Annotated in this window: 19 protein-coding genes, 1 tRNA gene and 1 riboswitch; of the genes, 9 read left to right on the top strand and 11 right to left on the bottom strand. The window is 71.6% G+C overall.

Annotated features, from left to right (window positions below; translation table 11 throughout):
- Positions 1-216 precede the first annotated feature (216 nt).
- Together DN069_RS17160 and DN069_RS42405 are read left to right on the top strand one after the other, a co-directional pair.
- Positions 217-2,418 (top strand): D-alanyl-D-alanine carboxypeptidase family protein, encoded by a 2,202-nt coding sequence (locus tag DN069_RS17160; RefSeq protein WP_111501887.1) that lies wholly within the window; start codon positions 217-219, stop codon positions 2,416-2,418.
- Positions 2,419-2,739: 321 nt separating this feature from the next.
- Positions 2,740-2,894: riboswitch (cyclic di-AMP (ydaO/yuaA leader) on the top strand.
- Between the two features lie 5 nt (positions 2,895-2,899).
- Complete coding sequence (locus DN069_RS42405; protein ID WP_111501886.1) at positions 2,900-4,117, top strand: transglycosylase family protein; 1,218 nt, start codon at positions 2,900-2,902, stop codon at positions 4,115-4,117.
- A 28-nt stretch (positions 4,118-4,145) separates the two neighbouring features.
- Here DN069_RS42405 and DN069_RS17150 read toward each other — a convergent pair whose 3' ends face one another.
- Complete coding sequence (locus DN069_RS17150) at positions 4,146-4,454, bottom strand: GNAT family N-acetyltransferase (protein ID WP_111501885.1); 309 nt, start codon at positions 4,452-4,454, stop codon at positions 4,146-4,148.
- 122 nt (positions 4,455-4,576) lie between these two features.
- Positions 4,577-5,032: a (4Fe-4S)-binding protein gene (locus DN069_RS17145; protein ID WP_111501884.1), complete on the bottom strand. Its 456-nt coding sequence runs from the start codon at positions 5,030-5,032 to the stop codon at positions 4,577-4,579.
- Between the two features lie 195 nt (positions 5,033-5,227).
- Between DN069_RS17145 and DN069_RS17140 the strand changes: the two genes are divergently transcribed.
- Entirely contained in the window at positions 5,228-8,080 is a 2,853-nt protein-coding gene (locus tag DN069_RS17140) for an AfsR/SARP family transcriptional regulator (RefSeq protein ID WP_133259944.1), read from the top strand.
- Positions 8,081-8,156: 76 nt separating this feature from the next.
- A tRNA-Arg gene (locus tag DN069_RS17135) sits at positions 8,157-8,229 on the top strand.
- Between the two features lie 59 nt (positions 8,230-8,288).
- Here DN069_RS17135 and DN069_RS17130 read toward each other — a convergent pair.
- Positions 8,289-9,476 carry an acyltransferase family protein gene (locus tag DN069_RS17130; RefSeq protein ID WP_243639339.1) on the bottom strand — a complete coding sequence of 396 codons (1,188 nt, stop codon included), beginning with the start codon at positions 9,474-9,476 and terminating at the stop codon, positions 8,289-8,291.
- Positions 9,477-9,852: 376 nt separating this feature from the next.
- Here DN069_RS17130 and DN069_RS17125 point away from each other — a divergent pair, with 376 nt between their 5' ends.
- Together DN069_RS17125 and DN069_RS42615 are read left to right on the top strand one after the other, a co-directional pair.
- Positions 9,853-10,509, top strand: a complete 657-nt coding sequence (locus tag DN069_RS17125) for a maleylpyruvate isomerase family mycothiol-dependent enzyme (protein WP_111501927.1) — start codon at positions 9,853-9,855, stop codon at positions 10,507-10,509.
- Positions 10,510-10,701: 192 nt separating this feature from the next.
- Positions 10,702-12,282 carry an alkaline phosphatase family protein gene (locus DN069_RS42615; protein ID WP_111501881.1) on the top strand — a complete coding sequence of 527 codons (1,581 nt, stop codon included), beginning with the start codon at positions 10,702-10,704 and terminating at the stop codon, positions 12,280-12,282.
- A 32-nt stretch (positions 12,283-12,314) separates the two neighbouring features.
- On the opposite strand, the gene DN069_RS17115 is transcribed toward DN069_RS42615, so the two are convergent.
- From DN069_RS17115 to DN069_RS17085, 7 genes are all read right to left on the bottom strand, one after another.
- Complete coding sequence (locus tag DN069_RS17115) at positions 12,315-12,887, bottom strand: Rv1733c family protein (RefSeq protein ID WP_111501880.1); 573 nt, start codon at positions 12,885-12,887, stop codon at positions 12,315-12,317.
- 107 nt (positions 12,888-12,994) lie between these two features.
- Complete coding sequence (locus tag DN069_RS17110; protein WP_111501879.1) at positions 12,995-13,498, bottom strand: pyridoxamine 5'-phosphate oxidase family protein; 504 nt, start codon at positions 13,496-13,498, stop codon at positions 12,995-12,997.
- A 17-nt stretch (positions 13,499-13,515) separates the two neighbouring features.
- Positions 13,516-15,687, bottom strand: a complete 2,172-nt coding sequence (locus tag DN069_RS17105; protein ID WP_111501878.1) for an alpha-galactosidase — start codon at positions 15,685-15,687, stop codon at positions 13,516-13,518.
- A 120-nt stretch (positions 15,688-15,807) separates the two neighbouring features.
- A complete protein-coding gene (locus tag DN069_RS17100) occupies positions 15,808-17,616 on the bottom strand; it encodes an alkaline phosphatase family protein (protein WP_111501877.1) in 1,809 nt (602 codons plus the stop codon).
- 150 nt (positions 17,617-17,766) lie between these two features.
- A complete protein-coding gene (locus DN069_RS17095) occupies positions 17,767-18,492 on the bottom strand; it encodes a class I SAM-dependent DNA methyltransferase (RefSeq protein ID WP_111501876.1) in 726 nt (241 codons plus the stop codon).
- 46 nt (positions 18,493-18,538) lie between these two features.
- Positions 18,539-19,012 carry an SRPBCC family protein gene (locus DN069_RS17090; RefSeq protein ID WP_111501875.1) on the bottom strand — a complete coding sequence of 158 codons (474 nt, stop codon included), beginning with the start codon at positions 19,010-19,012 and terminating at the stop codon, positions 18,539-18,541.
- Entirely contained in the window at positions 19,009-19,353 is a 345-nt protein-coding gene (locus DN069_RS17085) for an ArsR/SmtB family transcription factor (protein WP_111501874.1), read from the bottom strand. The genes DN069_RS17090 and DN069_RS17085 overlap by 4 nt, the downstream gene beginning before the upstream one ends.
- A gap of 120 nt (positions 19,354-19,473) precedes the next feature.
- Between DN069_RS17085 and DN069_RS17080 the strand changes: the two genes are divergently transcribed.
- The 3 genes from DN069_RS17080 to DN069_RS17070 all read left to right on the top strand — a co-directional run bounded on the left by DN069_RS17080 (position 19,474) and on the right by DN069_RS17070 (position 21,367).
- A complete protein-coding gene (locus DN069_RS17080; RefSeq protein ID WP_111501873.1) occupies positions 19,474-19,908 on the top strand; it encodes an SRPBCC domain-containing protein in 435 nt (144 codons plus the stop codon).
- Positions 19,908-20,243: a hypothetical protein gene (locus tag DN069_RS17075; protein WP_111501872.1), complete on the top strand. Its 336-nt coding sequence runs from the start codon at positions 19,908-19,910 to the stop codon at positions 20,241-20,243. Before DN069_RS17080 ends, DN069_RS17075 begins: the two co-directional genes overlap by 1 nt.
- A 107-nt stretch (positions 20,244-20,350) precedes the next feature.
- Positions 20,351-21,367, top strand: a complete 1,017-nt coding sequence (locus tag DN069_RS17070; RefSeq protein WP_111501871.1) for a MerR family transcriptional regulator — start codon at positions 20,351-20,353, stop codon at positions 21,365-21,367.
- 48 nt (positions 21,368-21,415) lie between these two features.
- Here DN069_RS17070 and DN069_RS17065 read toward each other — a convergent pair whose 3' ends face one another.
- Entirely contained in the window at positions 21,416-22,573 is a 1,158-nt protein-coding gene (locus tag DN069_RS17065; RefSeq protein ID WP_111501870.1) for an acyl-CoA dehydrogenase family protein, read from the bottom strand.
- Between the last annotated feature and the right edge of the window lie 21 nt (positions 22,574-22,594).

The raw sequence follows: 22,594 nt of genomic DNA, 5'->3' as shown, positions 1-22,594 counted from the left end.
CCGCGTGGATGCACAACAGAGTGACGCAGCCCACACCCCCCTGTCGAGAGGGCCTCGAATGTGACACCTCGCTGTGATCTTTCGGAACCAGGTGTGGCCGGTGTCTCGTCTGATCGTGCGGCCGGTCAGCGGCCTGGCGAGCGCGGGAAGTGCGCGGGGTGCAGGAGACTGGTGCGCAGGCAGAAGCGGGCATGAGCTTTGAGGAGGCTGGGCAACGTGGGTGAGTCCCCCGACAGGTCGATCCGGACCGCGGGAGCGGAGGAGCAGGAAGCGGAACGTTCGACGGCGAAGCAGGCCGTCGACGACACGGAGGCGACCGGGACGACAAAGAAGTCCGAACCCGCCGCGCCGACTCCCACGGACTCACCGACCCGCACCCTGCGCGCACCGGAGCCGGAGCCGGAGGAGCCGGTCGCGGACGACGAGACGCGGGTGCTGCGCGCCGCGGTGATCGAGAAGGCGCCGGAGACGGAGCCCGAGGACGCCGCCGCCGAGGAGACTGGGCCTGAGGAGCCTGAGGAGCCCGAGTCCGCGGACGACAGCGAGACGCGCCTGCTGCGCGCCGCCGTGATCGAGAAGACCCCGGAGACGGAGCCTGAGGCTGCGCCGGAGGGCGAGGACGAAGGCGAGCCGGCCGAGCCGGAGGCTGAGGCCGCTGAGGCCGACGCCAACGCCGACGATGCCGCCGACGCCGAGGAGCCGCCGGCCGACGACGAGACGCGGCTGCTGCGCGCCGCGGTGATCGAGAAGGCGCCGGAGACCGAGACCGAGGCTGAGACCGACGCCGACTCCGACGCGTTGGACGAGCCCGCCGTTGCCGAGGCTGATGCCGACGCCGACTCCGACGCCGACTCCGACGCCGACTCCGACGCCGCTGACGAGCCCGAGGAGCCCGAGGAGCCCGAGGCCGACGACGGCGAGGAGCCTCCGGCCCCTTCGGCGCCTCCCGCTCCCCCCGCTCCGCGGGGGATCGCGGACGACGAGACGCGGCCCATGTCCGCGCTGCCGCCGATTCCGCCGCCGCCCGGGCCGCGGGCGCCGGCCGTGCCCTCCGGGGTGGGGGGTGAGGCGCCCGCGCGGGGCGTGCCGGCCGGGGCGACCGCGGTCGCCGACTCGCCGGAGACGACCGTCGAGGCGATGGAGGTGCTGGCGCGGCTGAGTGCCCGGCCGATGACGCCGACGCGGATCGCGCTGCGGCGGGCGCGGCTGTACGGGACGCTGCTGGTGCTGCTCGTGCTGATCCTCGGCACCGTGCAGGAGCTGCGGCCGGTGCCGTCGCCGACGCTGGCGCAGACCACCGCGAGCAGCTACGCGTTCAACGGCGGGTCGCTGGCGCTCGACTGGCCCACCAAGGGGCAGGCCGCGGTGAGCGTGCCCGGCCTGGGGCTGATGGGCACGAGCGGCAGCGGCAACCCGGTGCCGCTGGCGAGCGTGACCAAGATGATGACCGCCTACGTCGTGCTGCACGACCACCCGCTGAAGAAGGGCGATCAGGGGCCGTCGATCACCGTCGACCAGGGCGCGGTCAACGACTACAACACCGGGAGCAAGTCCGGCGAATCGGTGCAGAAGGTCACGGCGGGGGAGCAGCTCACCGAGTACCAGGCGCTGCAGATGCTGATGATCCCGTCGGCCAACAACATCGCCCGGCTGCTCGGGCGGTGGGACGCCGGCACCGACGCCGCGTTCGTGCAGAAGATGCAGGCCACCGCCGCGCGGCTGGGCATGACGCAGTCGACGTACACGGACCCGAGCGGTCTGGACGCGACCACGCGCAGCAACTCCGGGGACCAGCTGAAGCTGGCGACCGCCGCGATGGCCGACCCGGTCTTCCGTGAGGTGGTCGGTACACAGAGCTTCAACTCGCCGCAGAACGGCCTGACTCCGAACACCAACACGCTCGTCGGCCACGACGGCGTGATCGGGATCAAGACCGGCACCAGCACCGCGGCGCTGGGCAACCTGGTCTGGGCGGCCCAGCAGTCGGTTGGTGGCGTGGACCAGATGATCGTCGGCGTGACGCTGAGTCAGCCGGCGATCGGCGGCGGGCCGGGGCAGGGCATCCTCGACCAGGTGCTGGCCAACAGCAAGAAGCTGGTCATCAGTGCCGAGCAGGCGCTGCAGGGGCACATGATGGCGCGCAAGGGCGACGTCGTCGGCTACGTGGACGACGGCCTGGGCGGCCGGACACCGGTGGTGGCCACGCAGGACGTGCAGGTGGCGGGCTGGAGCGGCCTGACCGTCGACGTCTCGCTGCGGCCGCTGGGCGGCCAGGGGATCCCGCACAGCGCGGCGGCGGGCACGGTCGTCGGCGAGCTGGTGGTCGGCAGCGGGGCGACGGCGCGGACGGTGCCGGTCGCACTGCAGTCGGGCCTCGCCGCCCCGGGCTTCGGCTCCAAGCTCACGCGGCTGGGCTGATCAGGTTGGCTTGATCGGCCCGGGCTGACGACACATCACCTTCGCATCGCGCGCCCGCCCCGCCCGGGGCGGGCGCGCTTTTACGTTGTGCCGAAGGTGCATCAAGCGGACATCGCCAGCGGAAGGCTGACAAACCGCAGGGGCAAATCGGGCAATTCGCCGGGGAGATTCTGTGAATCTTGTTATCGCCGCGTGACGCAACTCTCATTGGCCCGGCACTGGCTTGAGGTTTGCGACCCGGTCTGCCTAATGTCGCGCCCAGCCGCACTTAAGCGGAACTGACATCTCCGGAACGCCGAGTCCTGCCGCCGGGGAACCGTCAGTCGTCACCCGACGCACACCACGGCAGGAGCGGGGGACCCAGGTAAGTCGCCGCGGAACGCAGACCGCGGCTCGGGGTGAAGCCGTGCCATCGCACGGCCGGGCGACTCCGGCCCGAACCCGACAGCTCACCTCGCAGGCGTGGGAGAGGACCACCTCAATGCTGTCCAGCAGCACGGGTCGCCACCGCGCGCCCAGCTCCGCCCGCCGCATCTCCAAGCGCTTCCTCGCCACCGCCGGTCTGACCGGCGCCGGCATGGCCCTCCCGCTGGTCACCGCGACCGGCGCGCACGCCGCCACCGTCTCCACCTGGGACGCGGTCGCCCAGTGCGAGTCCACCGGCGACTGGTCGATCAACACCGGCAACGGCTACTACGGCGGCCTGCAGTTCGACCAGTCCACCTGGGACGCCTACGGCGGCCAGCAGTACGCCTCGCGTGCCGACCTGGCCACCAAGGACCAGCAGATCGCCACCGCCGAGAAGGTCCTGGCCAGCCAGGGTCCGAGCGCCTGGCCCGTCTGCGGCCCGCAGGCCGGTCTGTCCCAGGGTGGCGCCGCGCCGTCCCTGAACACCTCCGGTTCCTCCGGTTCTTCCGCCGCCTCGGCGCCGTCGACCAGCAGCACCTCGACCAGCAGCACCTCGACCAGCAGCACCTCGACCGGTGGCAGCTCCTCCAGCGACGACGAGAGCAGCGAGGGCGGCAGCGGCGCAACCGCCCCGTCCACCTCGTCCTCCGCGCCGGCCGCCTCCGGCAGCTACACCGTCAAGCCGGGCGACTGGCTCTCCACCATCGCGCAGAAGCAGAACGTGTCCGGTGGCTGGCAGCGTCTCTACCAGCTGAACAAGGCGGAGCTGACCAAGGGTCCGAACTGGATCTACCCGGGCCAGAAGCTGGTCCTCGGCGGCAGCGCCTCCTCTTCGACCGGCACCAGCTCCGACTCCTCGGCGTCCACCGGTTCGAGCACCAAGGCCACCAACGCCTCGGCGACCACCTCGATCCCGCAGGGCGCGTCCGCCGCGGCCGCGTCGGCCATCGCCTTCGCCGAGTCGCACGTGGGCGACGCCTACGTGTACGGCGGCAACGGCCCGAACGCCTGGGACTGCTCCGGTCTGGTCCAGGCCGCCTACGCCCAGGCCGGCGTCAACCTGCCGCGTACCGCGGCGGACCAGGCCTCGTCGACCACGATCATCCCGGTCGACCAGGCGCAGCCCGGCGACCTGCTGTTCTGGTCCAACGACGGCACCGCCTCCGGCGCGTACCACGTGGCCATGTACGTCGGCGGCGGCCGCTTCGTCGAGGCCGCCAACCCGAGCGCGGGCGTGAAGTGGGAGACGATCTCCAACTACACCCCCGACTTCGCCGGCCGCATCAACTGACGGTCTGCGATCTGCGGTAGTTCTCTCCTCACGCACCCGGAGTACCGGACAGTCTGTCCTGGTACTCCGGGTGTCGTGTCAGCCAGGCCTTGATGAACGGGCAGGTCACCTCGACCTCGATGCCCCGGCGGAGGCCGTCCTCGACGGCGGTCCGCGCCAGCAGCCCGCCGATGCCGAGGCCCTCGTAGGCGGGGCCGACGACGGTGTGCTGGTAGGTCACGCGCTCGTCGTCGCGCACGTAGGACGCGAAGCCGACCAGCTCGCCCTCGATCCGTGCCTCGAACCGGTGTGCCTGCGGCGCGTCCGCGACCGTGACCTCCGCCTCGCTCGTGCTCATCCGCACCGCCTCCTCGCGTCTGCCTCGTCTTGCAGTCTGGTTCATGCAGGCGGTGCGCGGGCGAACGGACACGCCCGCCGTCGCGGGATCGCGGAAAGAAGCGTCCGGGATACCGGTGTTCCCTATGGCCTGTCGTCGTGCCAGCCGATGCGCTCGTGCGAGCCGTCGCAGAAGGGCTTGTTCGCGCTCGCCCCGCAGCGGCACAGCTGTGCGCGCACCTCGGGGACCTCGCGCGCCTCGCCCCAGGGGCCGGTGAGGCGCAGATCGCCACGGATCTCCAGGGGGCCGTCGGGCAGCGGCGTCACCGTGGTCGGCCGGTCCGGCTCCTCGGCCGGGCCGTCCGCCAGCAGGTAGTGCAGCGCGCCCGTCGGGCAGCGGCGCACGACCTCGGCGACGTGCTCGGGGTCGGCGTTGCCCGGCTGGATCCACGGGCGGGCGTCGGTGTCGAAGACCTCCGGGGCGCCGAGCACGCAGCGTCCGCTGTGCCGGCAGCGGGCCGCGTCGAAGCGGACCTGGACGCCGGGGGAGGCGTAGACCTTCGCCCGGTCGCTCGGAGGAAGTTCGTCGAAGTCGCTCATACAACCATGGTGCGCCGCCGCGCGGGGAAGGCGGGGGAAGGCATGCGAACGGCTCGAGCTGGGTGATCCCCCGTGCCACCCTGCTCGAGCCTGCAACCATGACGATATGGACATCCGTCCTTGGTCCGTCCTAGGTTCGTCCTGGCCACGACGACATGTCAGGGCCGAGGCGACGTCAGGGGAGCAGCGGGACCGGTGGGCACGAGACAGGCGGACATCCGGATGGGTGTCCTCGGGGCCCTGCAGGTGGAGGTCGACGGCGGCGAGGTCGCGCTCGGCGGGCCACGTGTCGCCAAGGTGCTCGCGGCGCTGCTGCTCGACGCGGGGCGGGTCGTCCCGATGGACCGCCTGGTCGACGTGATGTGGGACGACGGCGGTCCCACCACGGCCGTGCGCCAGGTGCAGGACGCCGTCTCCGGGCTGCGCCGCGCGCTCGCCGACGCGGGCGTGCCCGGTCTGGTCGCCACCCGGGGCGGGGGCTACCAACTGCAGCCCGCGCCGCACCAGCTCGACCTGCTCGCCTTCGACCACGCCCGGCGCGAGGCCCGCCGCGTCGCCGCCGACCCGGCGCTCACGGTCCCGGCCCTGCGCCGTGCCCTCGCCTGCTGGCGCGGCCCCGCGCTCGCCGGTCTCACCGGCACGGTGCTGCGCGCGGAGGCCGAGCGCCTCGACGCGCTGCGTGTCGCCGTCCACAAGCAGTGCCTGGAGGCCGAGCTGGTGCTCGGCCGGCACCAGGAGGTCGTCGCCGAGCTGGCCGCGCTCCACGCCGAGCAGCCGCTCGACGAGCGCGTCGCGGAGCTGCGGCTGCTGGCCCTGTACCGCAGCGGCCGCCGCGGCGAGGCGCTGGAGACCTACCGGGAGGTCCGCCGCCGGCTCGCCGAGGAGCTCGGCGTCGACCCGGCGCCCGCGCTGCAGCGCGCCCATCAGGGCATCCTCGACGCGGACCCGGAGCTGGCAGCGGTGCCCGCGTCCGCACCGGCACCCCCTCGTTCGGTCCCGCCCGTCCGGTCCGCCGCCGCGCCCGCCGGCGGGCCCGACGCGGTGGTGCCGCATCAACTGAGGCCGGGGCTACGGGACTTCACCGGGCGTCAGGTCCTCGTCGCGCGGCTGCGCGAGACCCTGGCCGACCGGGACGAGAGCGGCGGCGCCGCCACCGTCGCGGTGCTGGCCGGAGCCGGCGGCGCCGGCAAGACCTCGCTCGCGCTGCACGTCGCCCACCAGACCGCCGACCGTTTCCCCGACGGACAGCTCCAGGCCGACCTGCGCGGCTTCGGCGGCACCCCCGCCGACCCCGCCGAGGTGCTGGCCCGCTTCCTGCGCGGCCTCGGCGTCCCGCAGCAGCGCATCCCCGACGACGTCGAGGAACGCGAGTCGCTCTACCAGTCCACGCTGGCCGGGCGCAGGGTCCTGCTGCTGCTCGACAACGCCCGCGACGCCGCCCAGGTGCGGCCGCTGCTGCCCGCCTCCGGCGGCTGTGCGGTGCTGGTCACAAGCCGCAGCTCGCTGCCCGGCGTGGACGGGGCGCGCCGGTTCTCCGTCGGCGTGCTGCCCGAGGACGAGGCCGCGCGGCTCTTCGGCCGGATCGTCGACCCGGCGGCGGTGGAGGCGGAGCCGGAGGCCGTCGCGGAGGTGCTGCGGCTGTGCGCCGGGCTGCCGCTGGCGATCCGGATCGCCGCCAGCCGCCTCGCGTGCCAGCCCGGTTGGCGCGTCGCCACGCTCGCCGCCCGGCTGCGCGGGCAGGACCGCCGCCTGGACGAGCTCCACGTCGAGGACCGCGCCGTCCGCGGCTGCTTCGCCGTCGGGTACGACGCGCTGGAGCCCGAGGTGGCCCGCGCCTTCGCGGTCCTGACCGCCTGGAGCGGCCCCGACTTCACCCCCGACTCGGCCGCCGCGATGCTCGAGGTCCCGCTCGCCGACGCGCGCCGGCTGCTCGAGGCACTGGCCCGCACCCACCTGCTGGAGGCGCGCGGCGAGGAGCGGTACTCGTACCACGACCTGGTGCGCGTCTACGCGCAGGAGTGCGCGCGCGAGTCCTTCGCCGCGGAGCGGGACCCGGCGGCGGAGCGCCTCGCCGCCTGGTACGCCCACGCCACCGACCACGCGGCCAAGCTGCTGCAGCGCGAGCGCACCCCGCTGTGCCGCCCCGAGAACGGCCCCTGCCCCGGCGGCCTGCCCGGCTTCACCGACCGCGGCTCGGCGCTGGCCTGGTACCAGGACGAGCGGGCCAACCTGACCGAGGCGGTGCTGCTCAGCGCCCAGGGCGAACCGACCCCGGTCACCTGGCGGTTGGCGTTCGCGATGCACATCTTCGCGGTGCAGAGCGGCAACTGGCAGTCCATCCGCTCGGTCAACCTGATCGGCCTGGCCTCGGCCCGGCGGCTCGGCGACCGGCTCGGGCAGGCCTGGATGCTGCTCGGCCTCAGCATCGCCGACATCGGCATCGGCGACCTGGTGCTGGCCGAGCGCCGCGCCCGCGAGGCGCTGGCCCAGGCAGAGCTCTCCGGCGACGCCAACGCCCACACGGCGACGCTGTCGCACGTCGGCATCATCATGCACCACCAGAAGCGCTACGAGGAGGCGACCTACTGGCACGGCCTGGCCGTGGCCGACGGCCGCCTCGCCGAGAAGCCAGGCCTGCACGCGGCGACGCTCAACAACCGCGGCTACGCCTTCCACGCGCTGGAGCGCTACGCGGAGGCGGCCGAGTGCTACGACGCGGCGGTCGCCGTCCTGCAGTCCTCCCCGGAGCCGATCCCCTACGTCGAGGCGGCCGTCCTGGACAGCCTCGCCCAGATCCGGCTCCGCCTCGGCAGCACGGCCGAGGCCGCCCGCGCCTTCCGCCAGGCGGCCACGCTCCGCGCCGAGCTGCGCGACTTCGACAACCAGGCCGCCACCCTCGACCGCCTCGGCGACCTCCACGCCACCGCCGGCCGCCCCGCCGCCGCCCATGCCGCCTGGACCGAAGCCCTCACCGCCCTCACCGGCCGCGACAACCCCCTCGCCGCGGTCCTCGAGGCCAAGCTCGCCGACCTGGGCGCCCGCTACTGAGCCCCCACGGTCGCCCCACGGCCGAGCGGGTGAGGACCGCCGCCCCAGTGATCCGCTACCCTGTCAGGAGTCACGAGCCTCATTAGCTCAGGGGATAGAGCACGGCTCTCCTAAAGCCGGTGTCGCAGGTTCGAATCCTGCATGGGGCACATGCGCGAACGCCCCGGACCGATCACGGTCCGGGGCGTTTCTGGTGGGCGGGGATGGTTCAGGCGGTCTTCGCGCGGCGGGAGCGGCTGAAGCGGCGGACCAGTGGGGTCTCGACCGCGGTGTGGAGGGCCCAGGAGAGCAGGACCGTGCCGACGGCCGCGCCGAGCATGATCGAGAGGCCGGCCGCGGTGGAGAAGGTCTGGGTGCCCAGTGCCTTCCGGAGCGAGGCCAGCACCACGTAGTGGAGCAGGTAGAAGGCGAAGGAGATCTCGCCGAGCCACACCATCACGCGGTTGCGGAAGGGTGTGAAACGGCCCTCGATGTCCGCGGTCGCGGTGGCCGCGATCAGGAGGGCGATCGGGATGATCATCGTCGCGCGCTGGGCGTAGAGGTAGGGCACGTGGTAGGTGAGCCAGTACCCGCCGGCCAGCAGCAGGACGGACGGGATGATGCCGATGTTGCGCCAGCGTCCGTGCTTGACCGCGAGGGCGACCAGGATGCCGAGGGCGAAGTCGAAGAGCCGGACCGGCGGCAGCACGTAGCTGAACCAGTAGGCCGAGACCGAGCTGTATCCGCCGGGGATCAGCGGGGTCTTCGGGAACAGGGCGTACGCCAGCGCCGGGGTGGCCCACACGGCCGCCATCGCGCCGATGATCCAGTACTTCAGGTGACGCGGGTTCACGCGGCGGAAGGCCGCCAGCAGGAGCGGGAAGCTCAGGTAGAAGATCGCCTCCGCGCCCAGCGACCAACTCGGCGGGTCGACGCTGAAGTTGGTGGCGTAGCTGGGCACCCAGACCTGGACCATGAACAGGTTGGAGACCGCCACGTGGATCGGGGTCGAGGGGCCGGCGAAGGCCAGCATGGCGAGCACCCAGGCGACCACGTAGTTCGGGTAGATCTTGACGAACCTGCGCCGCCAGAACTGCGGCGCGGTGTCCGTGTCCCGTGCCGACCAGGTCAGCACGAAGCCGCTGAGCACGAAGAAGAAGGTGACGCCGAGCCCGCCGGTCTGGCCGAACCAGTCGAAGAGGCGGAACTGGGTGCGTTCGTCCCCGAGGAGCTGCAGTGACGGGATCGGGATGAAGCAGTGGAAGAGGAACACCGCCAGCGCGGCGGGGAAGCGCAGGCCGGTCAGAGACGGCAGTCGGGACGCACGTGTGCGCTGCGCCTCGGCGGCCGTGTCGCTCGTGCCGATCGTTCTCTCTCTGACCGGCGCCGGGCCGGCCATTACTTCGTCAGTGGCCATGGGAAATCCGTTCTCGGAGGTGGTCCTGCGGCGGGAGGGTGCTGACGAGGGGATCGAGAAATTGCAGGCCATTTGTACGCCCGCGCGCTCGTGGATTGCTCAACTCGGCGTCCTGGCTCTCCTTCCTGATTGGTCGTCAGCGGATTCGGCCCCGATGGTCGCCCGACAGCGTTTGAGCAGGTCAGGGCCGCCGAGAGGCGCCGGAGGCAGAATTCAAACCGCACCGGCGGTTTCATTCGTGGCTTGCCAGGTTCCTGACAAGCCATCCGCCGGACCCAAGTCGTATGCAGACGAATGGTCTGCCGGGTCGCGGCCGGGGGGTGGCGGTGCTACTTGTGGGAGGAACCCAGTAGGCCGGTCCGGTGAGGTGATCGTGATGGGCGCTGACGGCAGTCCGTGGCCGCTGATCCACGCGGAGCGGGAGGCGTTGCTGGGGGATCTGGAGGGGGTCGGGCGGACGCCCGGGGTGTGGGGGACGCGGTCGCTGTGCAGTGAGTGGAGCGTGCACCAGGTGCTGGGGCACATGCTGTCGACGGCGATGATGACGCCGCCGCGCTTCCTGAGGGAGATGGCGAAGGCCGGGTTCAAGTTCCCGAAGTTCTCCGCCGCCGGGGTCGCCGCGTGGACGAAAGGGACGCCGGAGGAGACGATCGCCGAGTTCCGTGCCGCGCAGGGGCGGACGACGTCGCCGCCCGGGCCGGTGATGGCCATGCTGGGGGAGGCGGTGGTGCACTCCGAGGACATCCGGCGGCCGCTCGGCCTGCGGCGGGTGTATCCGGAGGAGGCGCTGGTGCGCACCGCGGACTTCTTCCAGGGCTCGAATCTGCTGATCGGTTCGAAGAACCGGATCGCCGGGGTGCGGTTGCGGGCCGAGGATGTGGGCTGGACGCACGGGGAGGGGCCGGAGGTGCGCGGGCCGATGCTCTCGCTGGTGATGACGATGACGGGCAGGACCGCGCATCTGGAGGACCTGGCGGGGGACGGGTTGGAGACCTACGCGGCTCGCTTCCCGCGGGCGGGTTCGGTGGGCTAGCCGGCTCGGTCAGGCAAACCTGGGGGTTCGCTGTGAAGAACGTTCTTCACATGCTTCACGGTGGGTGAATTTCCGGGCAAGAGTGCAGGATTTCTCTTGTCGTGAGCACGACTTGGCGACACGGTGGCAGGCGGCGGCCGGGGATTGCGGCCGCGTCGGAGCGATTCGGGAAGACTTCGGGAGACCCAAACCGTGAAGCCCATCCGAACCACCCTCGCCACGCTGGCGGCGCTCGGCGCCGCAGTGGCGGGACTTGCCGCGCCGGCCACCGCCGCGCGCGCGGCGACGAGCGTGCCGGCGTTCGACCACATCGTGGTCGTGATCGAGGAGAACCACGCCTACGACGAGATCATCGGCAGCTCCTCGGCGCCGTACATCAACAACCTCGCCTCCCAGGGCGCGGTGTTCACGCAGTCGTTCGCCGTCACCCACCCCAGTGAGCCGAACTACCTGGAGCTCTTCTCCGGTTCGACCCAGGGCGTGAGCGACGACAGCTGCCCGCACAGCTTCTCAGGGCCGGACCTCGGCGGGGAGACGCTCGCGGCGGGGAAGACCTTCACGGGCTACTCGGAGTCGATGCCGTCCGACGGCTACACCGGCTGCACCAGCGGCAACTACGCGCGCAAGCACAACCCGTGGTCGGACTTCACCGACGTCCCGGCGGCCGACAACCGCACCTTCGCGGCGTTCCCGAGCGACTACACCACGCTGCCCAAGCTGTCGTTCGTCGTGCCGAACCTCCAGGACGACATGCACGACGGCACGATCCAGCAGGGTGACAGCTGGCTGCAGAGCAACATCGACGGCTACGCGCAGTGGGCCAAGGCCCACAACAGCCTGCTCGTGGTCACCTGGGACGAGGACGACTCCAGCGCCAGCAACCAGATCCCGACCCTGATGGTGGGCCAGGGTGTGACGCCGGGTCAGTACAGCGAGAACATCACGCACGACAACGTGCTGCGCACCGTCGAGGACAGCCTCGGGGTGGCGCCGACGAACAACGCCGTCAACGCGACGCCGATCACCGACGTGTTCGGTACCTCCGGTGGTACCGGCAACACGGTGACGGTGACCAACCCGGGAACGCAGACCTCGACCGCCGGTACCGCCGCCTCGTTGCAGCTGCAGGGCAGTGACTCGGCCTCGGGTCAGACGTTGAGCTGGAGCGCGACCGGCCTGCCGGCCGGGCTGTCGCTCAACTCCTCGACCGGGGTGGTGTCCGGGACGCCGAGCACGGCCGGTACCTCGCAGGTCACGGTGACCGCCACGGACGGCACCGGCGTGTCCGGCAGCGCCAGCTTCAGCTGGACGGTCAACCCGCAGGCGGGCGGTGGCGGCGGCGTCGCCAACGGCGGCTTCGAGTCCGGTGACTTCACCGGCTGGACCACCACCGGCACCACCAGCGTGGTCAACTCCGGTGCGCACTCCGGCAGCTACGCCGCGCAGCTGGGCGCGCAGACCGCGACCAACGGCGACTCGACGGCCGCGCAGACCTTCACCGCACCGAGCGGCACCTCGCAGCTGTCCTTCTGGTACGACAACGTCTGCCCCGACACGGTGCAGTACGACTGGGCGACCGCAACGCTGAAGGACAACACCGCCGGTACCACGCAGACTGTCCTGGCCAACACCTGTGTGTCCAACTCCGGGTGGACGCAGCTGACCAACGCCGTCACGGCCGGGCACAGCTACACGCTGACGCTCGTCAGCCACGACGACAACTACCCCGGCGACCCGACGTACACCCTCTACGACGACGTGACGCTGGGCTGACACACGCAAAGAGCAGGCGGGCCCGGGGTGGATCAGTGACGGTGGGTCCACTCCGGCTCGACCTTGGCCCACTCGTTCTCCCAGGACTTCCAGGCCGAGGTGTCGATGCGGTGCCGGGTGTAGGCGTAGCCGCCGGAGAGCAGCAGGACCGCGCCGGAGAAGATCGCCAGTGAGTAGGTCGCGGCGCTGCCGGCGCTCTGGACCGCGGGGATCGGGTCCGGCTGCGGGACCTCCTGGGAGTTGACCCAGACGGTCACGTGGTCGCCCGGCGCGGTCGCGGGTGGGACGGGGGCCTGCTCGCGGTGGGAGCGGCCGTTGTCGGTCCAGGTGAGGGTGGCGATCCAGGTGTCGACGCCGGCCGAGACCGGCTGGGTCGCCGCGACGGCGTCGACCCGGTGCAGCCCGGCGGCCTGGCGGGCGGCCTGGGCGCGGCCGTCGGCGTAGAGGTGGAGGCCGAGCAGGACCGTGAGCGCGACCGCGATGCCCAGGGCCGCGGCGAAGATCACCCGCACCCAGAACCTCAGGGCGTCCGTGCGGCGGCGCAGGGGATTGCCGCGGCGCGGAACCGGCGCCGAGGGCTGTGGTGCGACCGACGGTGTGGCCATCCCACCGCCTCCCAACCGCTACGTTCACGTGCTCGTCCACGTGCAGCGGGACCACCGGATGCACCCGACGGCATCCGGTTCTATGGTCGTGCCCTGCGGCTCTTGTTTCAACCCTTGGGCCGAGGCTCCTCGGTCGCCCCCCGGCCCGCCTGCCCGGCACTCCACTCGGTCTTGACCCCGAAGCCGCGGCCGTTGTCGATCAGCCGCAGCCAGCTGGGACGCAGTTCCCACAGGTCGGTCGCGGCCAGTGCCGCGGCGAGCCGTTCATCGTGCGTGACGAAGGGGAAGCGCTGCGTGTACGCGGCCCAGGCGGCGGCGCGTTCCGGGCTGCCCTCGGGCAGGCGGTGGACCAGGCCGCGGCCCTGGACGCCGGTCAGCTCGGTCCACCGCTGGCCGTCGGCCTGGGCGGTGAAGGCGGCCCGCGGGTCGGCGGCCAGGGCCCGGCCGTGGCGGGTGGTGGCGGCGGTGACGAAGACGGCGGCGCCCGCGTCGGTCACGGCGTAGAGCACGGCGCACCCCTGCGGGCCCTCGGCGTCGGTGTAGGCGAGGGTCAGCGTGGTGTGGGTGCGGAGGGCCGTGAGGATGGCTTCGTCGATCGTCACGGCCCCCATGCAACCACCTGCGGACCCTACTCCGGCGCGAGCAGCGTCCAGGTCTGGTTGACGCCGCCGTCGGCGGGCCACTGCAGGACCGAGGTGCCGTTCGACCGGCCGCTGTTGTTCAGGTCGATCAGCTGGCCGTCGTAGACGCTGCGGAACTGCACCAGGTTGGGGCCCGCGTCCAGCACCTGCCAGCGGGAGTTGCTGTTGCCGTCGTCGTGGTACTGGATCAGCTGGGTGCCCTGGCCGGTGGTCGGCCCGGGGATGTTGAGCAGCTTGCCGCTGTTCGCGTTGACCACGGTGACCGCGCCGCCGGACTGCGCGGTGAAGGACCAGCGCTGGTCGGCCTGCCCGTTGTCCTGCCACTGCAGGATGCTCGCGCCGTCGGCGGTGGAGTCGTTGCTCACGTCGATCCGGCCGCCGGTGGCGCCGTTGGCGATCCGGTACTGCGCGCCCGGGGTCAGCACCGGCACCAGCTTCCAGCTCTGCGAGGCCGCGCCGCTCGCGGGCTGCTGGACGACGGCGGAGCCGCTGACGTCCAGCACCTGGCCGTCCGAGCGGGAGGCGACGGTGTAGCCGCCGGAGCCGTTCGGGGTGAAGGTCCACTGGGAGTTGGCGCTGTGGTCGTCCGGGTACTGGATCAGCTGCGTGCCCGCGGCGGTGCTGCCGCCGGGGATGTTGGCGAGCTCGCCGCTGGCGGTGTTCGCGATCCGGTAGCCCTGATCGCCGGCCGGGGCGAGCTGCCACTGCTGGTCGGCGGCGCCGTCGGCGGCCGCGGTGACCAGCGAGGAGCCGCTGGTGCCGAGGTACTGGCCGGTCGCGGCGTTGACGACGGCGTAGTGCATGGTCGTGAACGCGTCGCCGGAGGCGGGGGTGATCCGCAGCAGGCGGGAGGCGTGGGCGGCCAGCGAGGCCGAGAAGGTTCCGGTGGAGCTGCCGAGGTCGGCGCCGCTCCACAGGTCCTGGACGTCGGCCGCGCCGCTGAAGCCGAGGTCGGTGAAGTGCGCGGTGGCGGTCGCGGTGCCCGACCCGAGGTTGAACAGTGCGACGGTGTAGCTGCCGTCCGCGTTGGCCGCGCTCCACACCTGTTGCGCGGCGACCTGGTCGACGGGGTGCGCGGGGTTGCCCGCCTGGTCCACGGCGATCACGCGGTCGTTGGTGAGCAGCGACAGGTCGGTCGGGTCGAGGTTGGTGAGGTCGGTGCCGAGCAGCAGCGGCGCGTCCTCGACGGCCCACAGGGTGAGCTGGGTCTGCCGCTCGTCCACGGACAGGCCGTCGTTGGAGCCGTTGCCGACCTCGACCGAGTCGAGGTCGTTCCAGCCGCCGGGGCCGGCGAACGGGATCCACCTCGGTACGTCGGAGAATCGGGAGGAGACGCTGTTCCAGCTGGTCAGCGGGTAGGAGCCGGTGCCGCAGTAGCACTCGACGTCGCCCTCGATCCGCCAGCCGTTGGCGTACTGGCGCCAGGTGGCGGCATTGGCCGGGTCGAGGCTGTTGGAGAGCTCCAGGTGGATCGGCCGGCCGGCCTGGTTCAGCGCCTGCGACCAGTGCTGGATGTCGGCGGTGTCCCAGTCGCCGACGCCGTCGATCTTCAGGTAGTCGACGCCGTAGGAGGCGAGCTGGTCGGCCCAGGAGTTCAGGAAGGCCTGCGCGGCGGCCGGGTTCTTGGCGTAGTCGATGTAGTACATCGAGCCCGAGCCGTAGTTGTAGTTGGTCTCGTAGTCCGTGGTGTCGGAGACGATGTCACGGGCGTGCCAACTCGTGCCCTCGATGGGCGTGTTCTGGTTGTACGCGGCGACGGGGATGCCGGGCGTCAGGTACATCCCGAACTTTTCCCCCAGGCTGTGGACATAGCTGCCGACCGCGCCCATGCCGTGCGGGAAACGGCCGGTGTCGGTGGCCCAGCGGCCGTAGGAGTCCACGGTGCTACCGGGGTTGAGGTACCAGAAGTCGTCCACGTTGACGTACTGGTAGCCGTGGGCGAGCAGGCCGCTGTTCTTCAGCGCCAGGGCCTGTGCCTCGATGTTCGTTTCGGTGGGGTTCTTCCGGATGAAGCTCCAACTGCTCCAGCCCATCGGCGGCGTGAGCGCGACGCCGTTCGACTCGGCGTGCGCGGCGACGGCGCCGCCGGGAGCGAGTCCCAGCAGCGCCGTTGCCATGACCGCGGTGCCGGCCAGTAAGGTGCGGACCCTTCGGTGCATCGTGCATCCTCCGCGACAGAAGGCAACAGGACCAAACGAAGTTCAACGCACCGGCATTTCACAGGGTCCGCATGGCGACGTCAATAGTTGACGCAGGGTCAGCCGCCGGTCGGCCGGTGATCAGCCGACCGTCAGGCGGAAGGGGCCGGCCAGGACGCCGTAGCCGTCGTTGGCCAGGTAGTAGACGTCGTAGCTGCCCGCGCCGCTCAGCTTGCTGGTGGAGAAGGTGGCCGCGCCGCTCTGGTTGGGGGTGTAGGCCCAGGCGAGGGAGGACTGCGCGCCCGGCTTCACGCCGGCCGGGTAGATCCCGATCCAGTTCTTCGCGCTCACCTGCGCCGTGGACGGCAGGGCGTAGCGGAAGGTCACGTTGCCGCCGTTGCTGACCGCGTTCAGGTCGCCGGTGAGCGTCGGGGAGCCGGCGCCGGAGGGGGCGAAGGCGTCGTTGAGCGGCGTGGCGTAGCTGTCGTTGGCCGTCAGGCCCGGCAGGCCGAGCGCGTCCTCGATGGTGCGGGCGACGCTGTAGTGGTCGTAGTGGCTCGGGCTGCTGGTGCCGGCCGGCACGGTGCCCTGGGAGCCGACCGCGATGGTCGCGACGTGGTCGTAGCCCTCGTTCTCGCTCTCGTCCCAGGTCAGCAGGATCAGCGAGCGCTGCTGGGTCCAGGCGGGGGAGGACATGATCGGCGCGAGCGTCTGCTGCAGCCAACCGTCCTGCGTCTTCAGGCTGGTGGCGCTGCCGTTGCCGGAGGACTCGCCGTCGTAGTAGTCGTCGGCGGCGATCCAGGAGAAGTTGGGCGTGGTCGACGCGGACTTCAGGTCGGTGGTCAGCTGCGTCGTGTCGAACAGGTGCGCGGCGCAGCGGGACGCGTTGCCGCTGATGTCGGTGTAGTTGATGAACGGCGCGTCGTCGGGCTCGTAGTAGCTGTCCGCGCCGCCCTTGCTGGCGTTGCACGGCGTGCCCATGCCCTGCTCGTAGGCCTTCCACGTCTTGCCCGCGCCCTCGATCGTGTCGCCCAGGTTGCGCTCGGGCGAGTTGATGTTGGGCCAGTAGGTGGCGCCCTTGGTGTAGGTGTCGCCGCCCGCGATCGCCAGGTAGTTCTCGTCGCTGGGGTGGTAGACGCCGTGGGAGTCCGTCAGCGTGGCGCCCTGGGTCATCAGGCTGTGGATGAACGGCGTGTCCGTCGGGTCGTTCATGACCTCGGAGTAGTCCGTGTTCTCCATCATCACGGTGAACACGTGGTCGTAGCCCGGCACCTGCGAGGTGGGCGGGGTGAGCGCCGCCGGGGCGGTGACCGGGGTGTCCAGGCTCAGCGACAGGTTGTCCAGGTAGCCGGTCTCGTTGGAGGTGCTGAGGAACTGCACCTCGACCTGGATGCTCCGGGTCCCGGCGGGGACGGAGCCGGTGGCGCTGCGCGCGAGGAACTTGGTGGCGAGGCCGCGGTCGGTGGCGGAGACCGTCGGCAGCTTGGCGGTCGCGCCGACCGGGTTGCCGCTCGCGTCCTGGAAGTGCAGGCTCACGGCCGCGTAGCCGCCGTAGGTGGTCCAGCCGCCGAGCCAGCCGGACAGGTCGTAGTGCACGCCGCCGCCGTCGATCGCGGAGGCCGCGGAGGAGACGTCGACGTTCTGGCTCATCGAGCCGTCGCCGAAGTTGCCCGGCGCGAAGAAGGCCTTGCCCGGGGTGTTGCCGTCGCTCGGGTAGCCGAACGAGCCGACCGAGGAGCACATCACGTTGATGCCGCCGGACTGGACGGTCCAGCCGGGCACGGTGGTGGCCGCGCTCCAGTCGTTGGTGCAGAAGCCGCCGGCTTCCGCGTCGCCGTTCACGATCAGGTTGCCACTGCTCCCCGCCGCCTGGGCGGGGGCAGGGGTGGCGACGATCAGCGTGCCAAGGAGGGCAATGAGCCCGCCGAGTGCGCTCCGGCGCAGTCGCATGGTGTACCTCGTCCCGTGTGGAGGTGCTGCTGGCTGTGCGTCATGGACGGGACATAAGTACAGGCCGACGTTGTCGTTCGGAAGAATGCGGACCAAACTTGACTGAACAAGTGGTCGGCCGGATGGCTCACACTTGACTGGACAAGTTGGTCAGCGAGTGGCCTTGCGCCACACGTAGGCCGCGGAGACCGGGATGCCGCGGAACCGTTCCCACTTGGGCTTGCGCGCCACCCACGCGTCGCCGACCGGCTCCTCGCGCAGTTCCGCCAGCGTCCAGCCGGCGGCGAGGCCCGCCGCCACGTGGTCGCTGACGTAGTGCAGGTGCGTCGAGATGGCGGTCTCGGTGCCGTCCGCGGCGGTGAAGTGGGTCGGCATCCCCGCGGTCATGATGAACTGCGGGTGCAGTCCGACCAGCACGAACAGCCCGTCCGGCTCGGCCAGCCGGAACGCCTCGCGGTAGAGCGGGCGCAGGTCGGGCAGGTGCTCGTCGACCAGCGAGGTGATCACCAGCGGATAGGACCCGCCGGGCAGTCGGGTGTGGGCGAGGTCGGCCTCGGCCAGTGTCCGGTGCGCGCCCCGGGCCCGGGCGCGGTCCAGCATCTCGGGGGTGAGGTCCACTCCGTCCACGGCGCCGACCCCCTGGGCGCGCAGCCACGCGCCGGTGCGGCCCGTGCCGCAGCCGAGGTCGGCGGCGTGCGGGAGCTCCGGCCACCGCGGGACCGTGAGGGACGCCAGGACGTCCACGTCCATCAGGTCCTCGACGGTGTCCTCGTAGCCGTCGACCCAGCCGGCGTAGCCGGTGCGGACGTCCACGACCGGGTAGCCGCGGGAGTCGAAGTGCGCGCTGAAGGTCTCGGAGTGCGAAGGGGCGTCCATCTCCGCAGTCTCCGTGATCCCGGCGGTCGGGCGCGAGCGAATTCGCTCAGTCGTCCTCTTCCGCCTCGTCCGCCTCCTGCATCCACGCGTCCGGGCCGGGGTCGCCGCCCTCGGCGCGGACGGTGAGGCGGGCCAGGTAGTGCTCCCAGCCGTCCTGGTGCGGCTGGCGCGCGGGCTCGGGCAACTGCGAGTGGGTGAGCGTGAGCAGGGTCCCGTCGGCCTCCCTGGCGAGGTCGATCTGCACCCGGCTGCTGCCGGGCGGCACCGGGTCGCCCACGTTCTCCCATCCCCAGGTGAAGACGATCCGCCGGTAGGGCTCGAGCGTGGTGAAGGTGCCGGCGGCGATCGCGTCGCCGACGACCCGCATCCGGTAGATCCCGCCGGGGCGTGGGTCGAAGAAGCCCTCGACGCCCTGCCAGGAGAGCCAGCGGTCGTGCTCGGTGAAGAAGGAGAAGAGCGTCTCCGGGGTGGCTCTGATCCGCCGTTTGACGACGACGTTGCCCTCGGGGGTGATGGTCACGGCTCCGGCTCCTCCAGCTCACGTGCCGCGGCCCGCCGGACCTCGTCCCGCTGGGCCTGCTCGGCCAGGGCGGCGAGGGTGTCCAGCGAGGAGAGCCACATCGACTCCAGGTAGGCCGCCAGTGGTCCCATCCCAGCACGGTCCGCCACGTAGTACCGCTTGGTGCCGTCCTTTCGGACGACGACCAGCCCGGCGTCCCGGAGCACCTTCAGGTGCTGCGAGACGGCCCCGAAGGTGACCTCGAAGCGGTCCGCGATCTGTCCCGCGGACAGTTCGTCGTCCCAGATCAGCCGCAGAATCTCGCGGCGTCTGGGCTCGCTGATCGCCTTCACCTGGTCCACGGCTCCTATTTTAGTCACGGCTTCAGCTTGCGTCTCCCGCGACCTTATTTTAGTGTCACCTAAAGAAAGTGCTCCGGGGCGAACCCGGACACACTGACCAGTGCGAGAGAGGGGCGTCCGATGGCCGACATCGCGATGCAGCTGACCATCCAGGCCGACGCCGAGACCGTGCGCGCCGCCGTCGCCACCGAGGCGGGCGTCCGCAGCTGGTTCACGGCGGACGCCGTCGTGGGCGAGGGCGTCGGGGCCGAGCACGCCCTCGGGTTCCCCGGCGTGCCCGAGCCCTGGCGGCTCACCGTCGTGGAGTCCGAGCCGCACCGCCTGGTGCTGGCCGGCCGGAACGGTCCCTGGACCGGCACCACGCAGACCTACGAGCTGCGCGAGACCGAGCCCGGCAAGCCCGAGGTGACGCTGGTCTTCACCCACGCGGGCTTCCCGGCGCAGGACGAGACGTACCGCAGCTTCACCTACGGCTGGGCCACCAAGTTCACGGCACTCAAGACCTACGCCGAGACCGGCGAGCCGGCCCCCTTCTTCACCGGCGGGAGCGAGTGATGGCGGAGTCGGTCGGATCGGGCGGGGCCCCCGAGGAGCTGTTCGCCGGGCTGGCCGAGGAGTTGGCGCCGCGCGGTGTCAAGCGAGGGCAGATGTTCGGGATGGCCTGCCTGAAGGACCCGAACGGCAAAGCCTTCGTCGGCCTGCACGGCGAGGAGCTGGTGGTGCGGCTGAACCGGGACACCGGGGAGCACGCCGCCGCGCTCGCACTGCCCGGCAGTCATCTGTTCGACCCGATGGGCGGTCGGCCGATGAAGGACTGGATCTGCCTGACGCTCGCCCAGCACGAGCAGTGGCTTCCGCTGGCGGAGGCGGCCCGGCAGCAGCCGCGATGACGGCTCCTCAGGGATCATGACGGTCCGGCGTTGACCTTCACCTTGGGACAAGGCCCAGCATCGATCGCACCGGGCCCGACGGGGGTCCGGAGCGAGGGAGTGGGGACATGGACGAGCTGCTGACCATCGGCGCGTTCGCGCGGCTGTCGCGGCTCACGCCGAAGGCCCTGCGGCTCTACGACGAGCTCGGCCTGCTGCGACCCGTGCGGGTCGACCCGGCGTCCGGCTACCGGTACTACGAGCCAGCCCAGTTGGAGCGGGCCCGGCTGGTCGCCTGGCTGCGGCTGCTCGGCATGCCGCTGGCCCGGATCACCACCGTCTGCGCGCTGCCGCCCGCGGCGGCGGCCGACGAGGTGGCGACGTACTGGGCGCAGGTCGAGCACGACACCGAGTCCCGGCGCCGGCTGGCGCGCTTCCTTGCGGACCATTTCAAGGGGAAGGCACCCACGATGACGACCACCACCGAGTTCACCCTGCGCGGCGCGGCCGCGTCCGACTCCGGTCTGGTCCGGGAGACCAACCAGGACACCGCCTGCGCGGGCCCCGGTCTGCTCGCCGTCGCCGACGGCTTCGGCCCCGCCGGCGGGCGGGCGAGCGCCCTCGCGGTCGACGCGCTGGCGTCGCTGTCGGGCCCGCTGCCGGCCGCTCTGGCGCAGGCGAACCAGGACATCGCGGCGCTGGAGGAGTCGGGAACGACGCTCACCGCGCTGGTGCGGACCGGCTCCGAGTTCGCCCTGGCCCACATCGGCGACTCGCGCGCGTACCTGCTGCGCGGCGGCGAGCTGATCCGGCTCACCACGGACCACTCCTACGCCCGCACGCTGGTCGACGAGGGCCGGCTCACCGAGGACGAGGCTGCGGCCCATCCGCAGCGCGCGCTGCTGACGCGTGCGCTGGACGGCCGCGAGGACAGCCACGCCGACGTGTCGGCGCGTCAGGCCGAGGCGGGGGACCGGTACCTGCTCTGCTCCGACGGTCTCTCGGCGGTCCTGCCGGAGGCGGAGCTCCGCCGGGTGCTCGTCGCCGCCGAGGACCCGGACGCGGCGGTGCGCGAGCTCGTCACGCTGGCCAGGAAGGCCGGCGGGCCGGACAACATCGCCGTCGCCGTCGGCGACGTCGAGTGACGCGGAAGGGGCCCGGGGCCGACGCCCCGGGCCCCTTCGCTCACCGACTCACAGCCCCAGCGACTTGGCGATGACCATCTTCATGACCTCGCTGGTGCCGCCGTAGATGCGGAACACGCGGTTGTCCGCGTAGAGGCGGGCGATCGGGTACTCGAGGATGTAGCCGTAGCCGCCGTGGAGCTGGAGGCAGCGGTCGACGACGCGGCTGCAGACCTCGGTGGTGAACAGCTTGGCCTTGGCGACGTCGGCCGGGGTCAGCTCGCCGACCTCGAAGGACTCCAGCGCGCGGTCGACGACCGCCTGCGCCGCGTCGACCTCGGCCTCGCAGGCCGCCAGCTCGAACTTGGTGTTCTGGAAGGAGGCGACGGACTGGCCGAAGACCTTGCGGTCCTTGGTGTAGGCCACGGCCAGGTCGACCGCGGCGCGGGCCGCGGCGTAGGCGCCGACCGCGATGGCGAGGCGCTCCTGGACCAGGTTGTGGGCCAGGTAGGAGAAGGCCTTGCCCTCCTCGCCCAGCAGGTCCTCGACCGGGACCTTGACGTCGACGAAGGAGAGCTCGCCGGTGTCGGAGGTGCGCAGGCCGATCTTGTCGAGCTTGCGGCCGACCGAGTAGCCCGGCAGCGTCGTGTCGACGCAGAGGATGGAGAGGCCGGCGCGACGGTCCTCCGGCGTCGCCGGGGAGGTGCGGGCGATGACCAGGACCAGGTCGGCCTGGACGCCGCCGGTGATGAAGGTCTTGGCGCCGTTGAGGACGTAGTGCCGGCCGTCCTCGGAGAGCTTGGCGGTGGTGGTCATGCCGGCCAGGTCGGAGCCGGTGCCCGGCTCGGTCATGGCGATGGCCGTCATCATCTCGCCGGAGACGAACTTGGGCAGCCAGCGCTTCTTCTGCTCCTCGTTCGCGTACTCCATGATGTACGGCAGGCAGAGGCCGGTGTGCACGCCGGCGGAGCCGAAGCTGACGCCCGCGCGGGCGCACTCCTCGGTGACGATCGCCTGGTACTTGAAGCCGGTCATGCCCGCGCCGCCGAACTCCTCCGGCACCTCGATGCCGAAGACGCCCAGCTCGCCGAGCTTCAGGTAGAAGTCCTTGGGGGCGTGGCCCGCCTGCTCCCACTCCGGGTAGACCGGGACGACCTCCTTGGTGATGAAGTCGCGGATGGTCTCCCGGAACGCCTCGTGGTCCTCGGTGAAAACGGTGCGGCGCACGACGGCGCTCCTCTCCTGGAA

The organism is Streptacidiphilus pinicola, assembly GCF_003258295.1.
GTDB lineage: Bacteria > Actinomycetota > Actinomycetes > Streptomycetales > Streptomycetaceae > Streptacidiphilus > Streptacidiphilus pinicola.
This window is presented reverse-complemented; position numbering and strand designations above follow the sequence as displayed.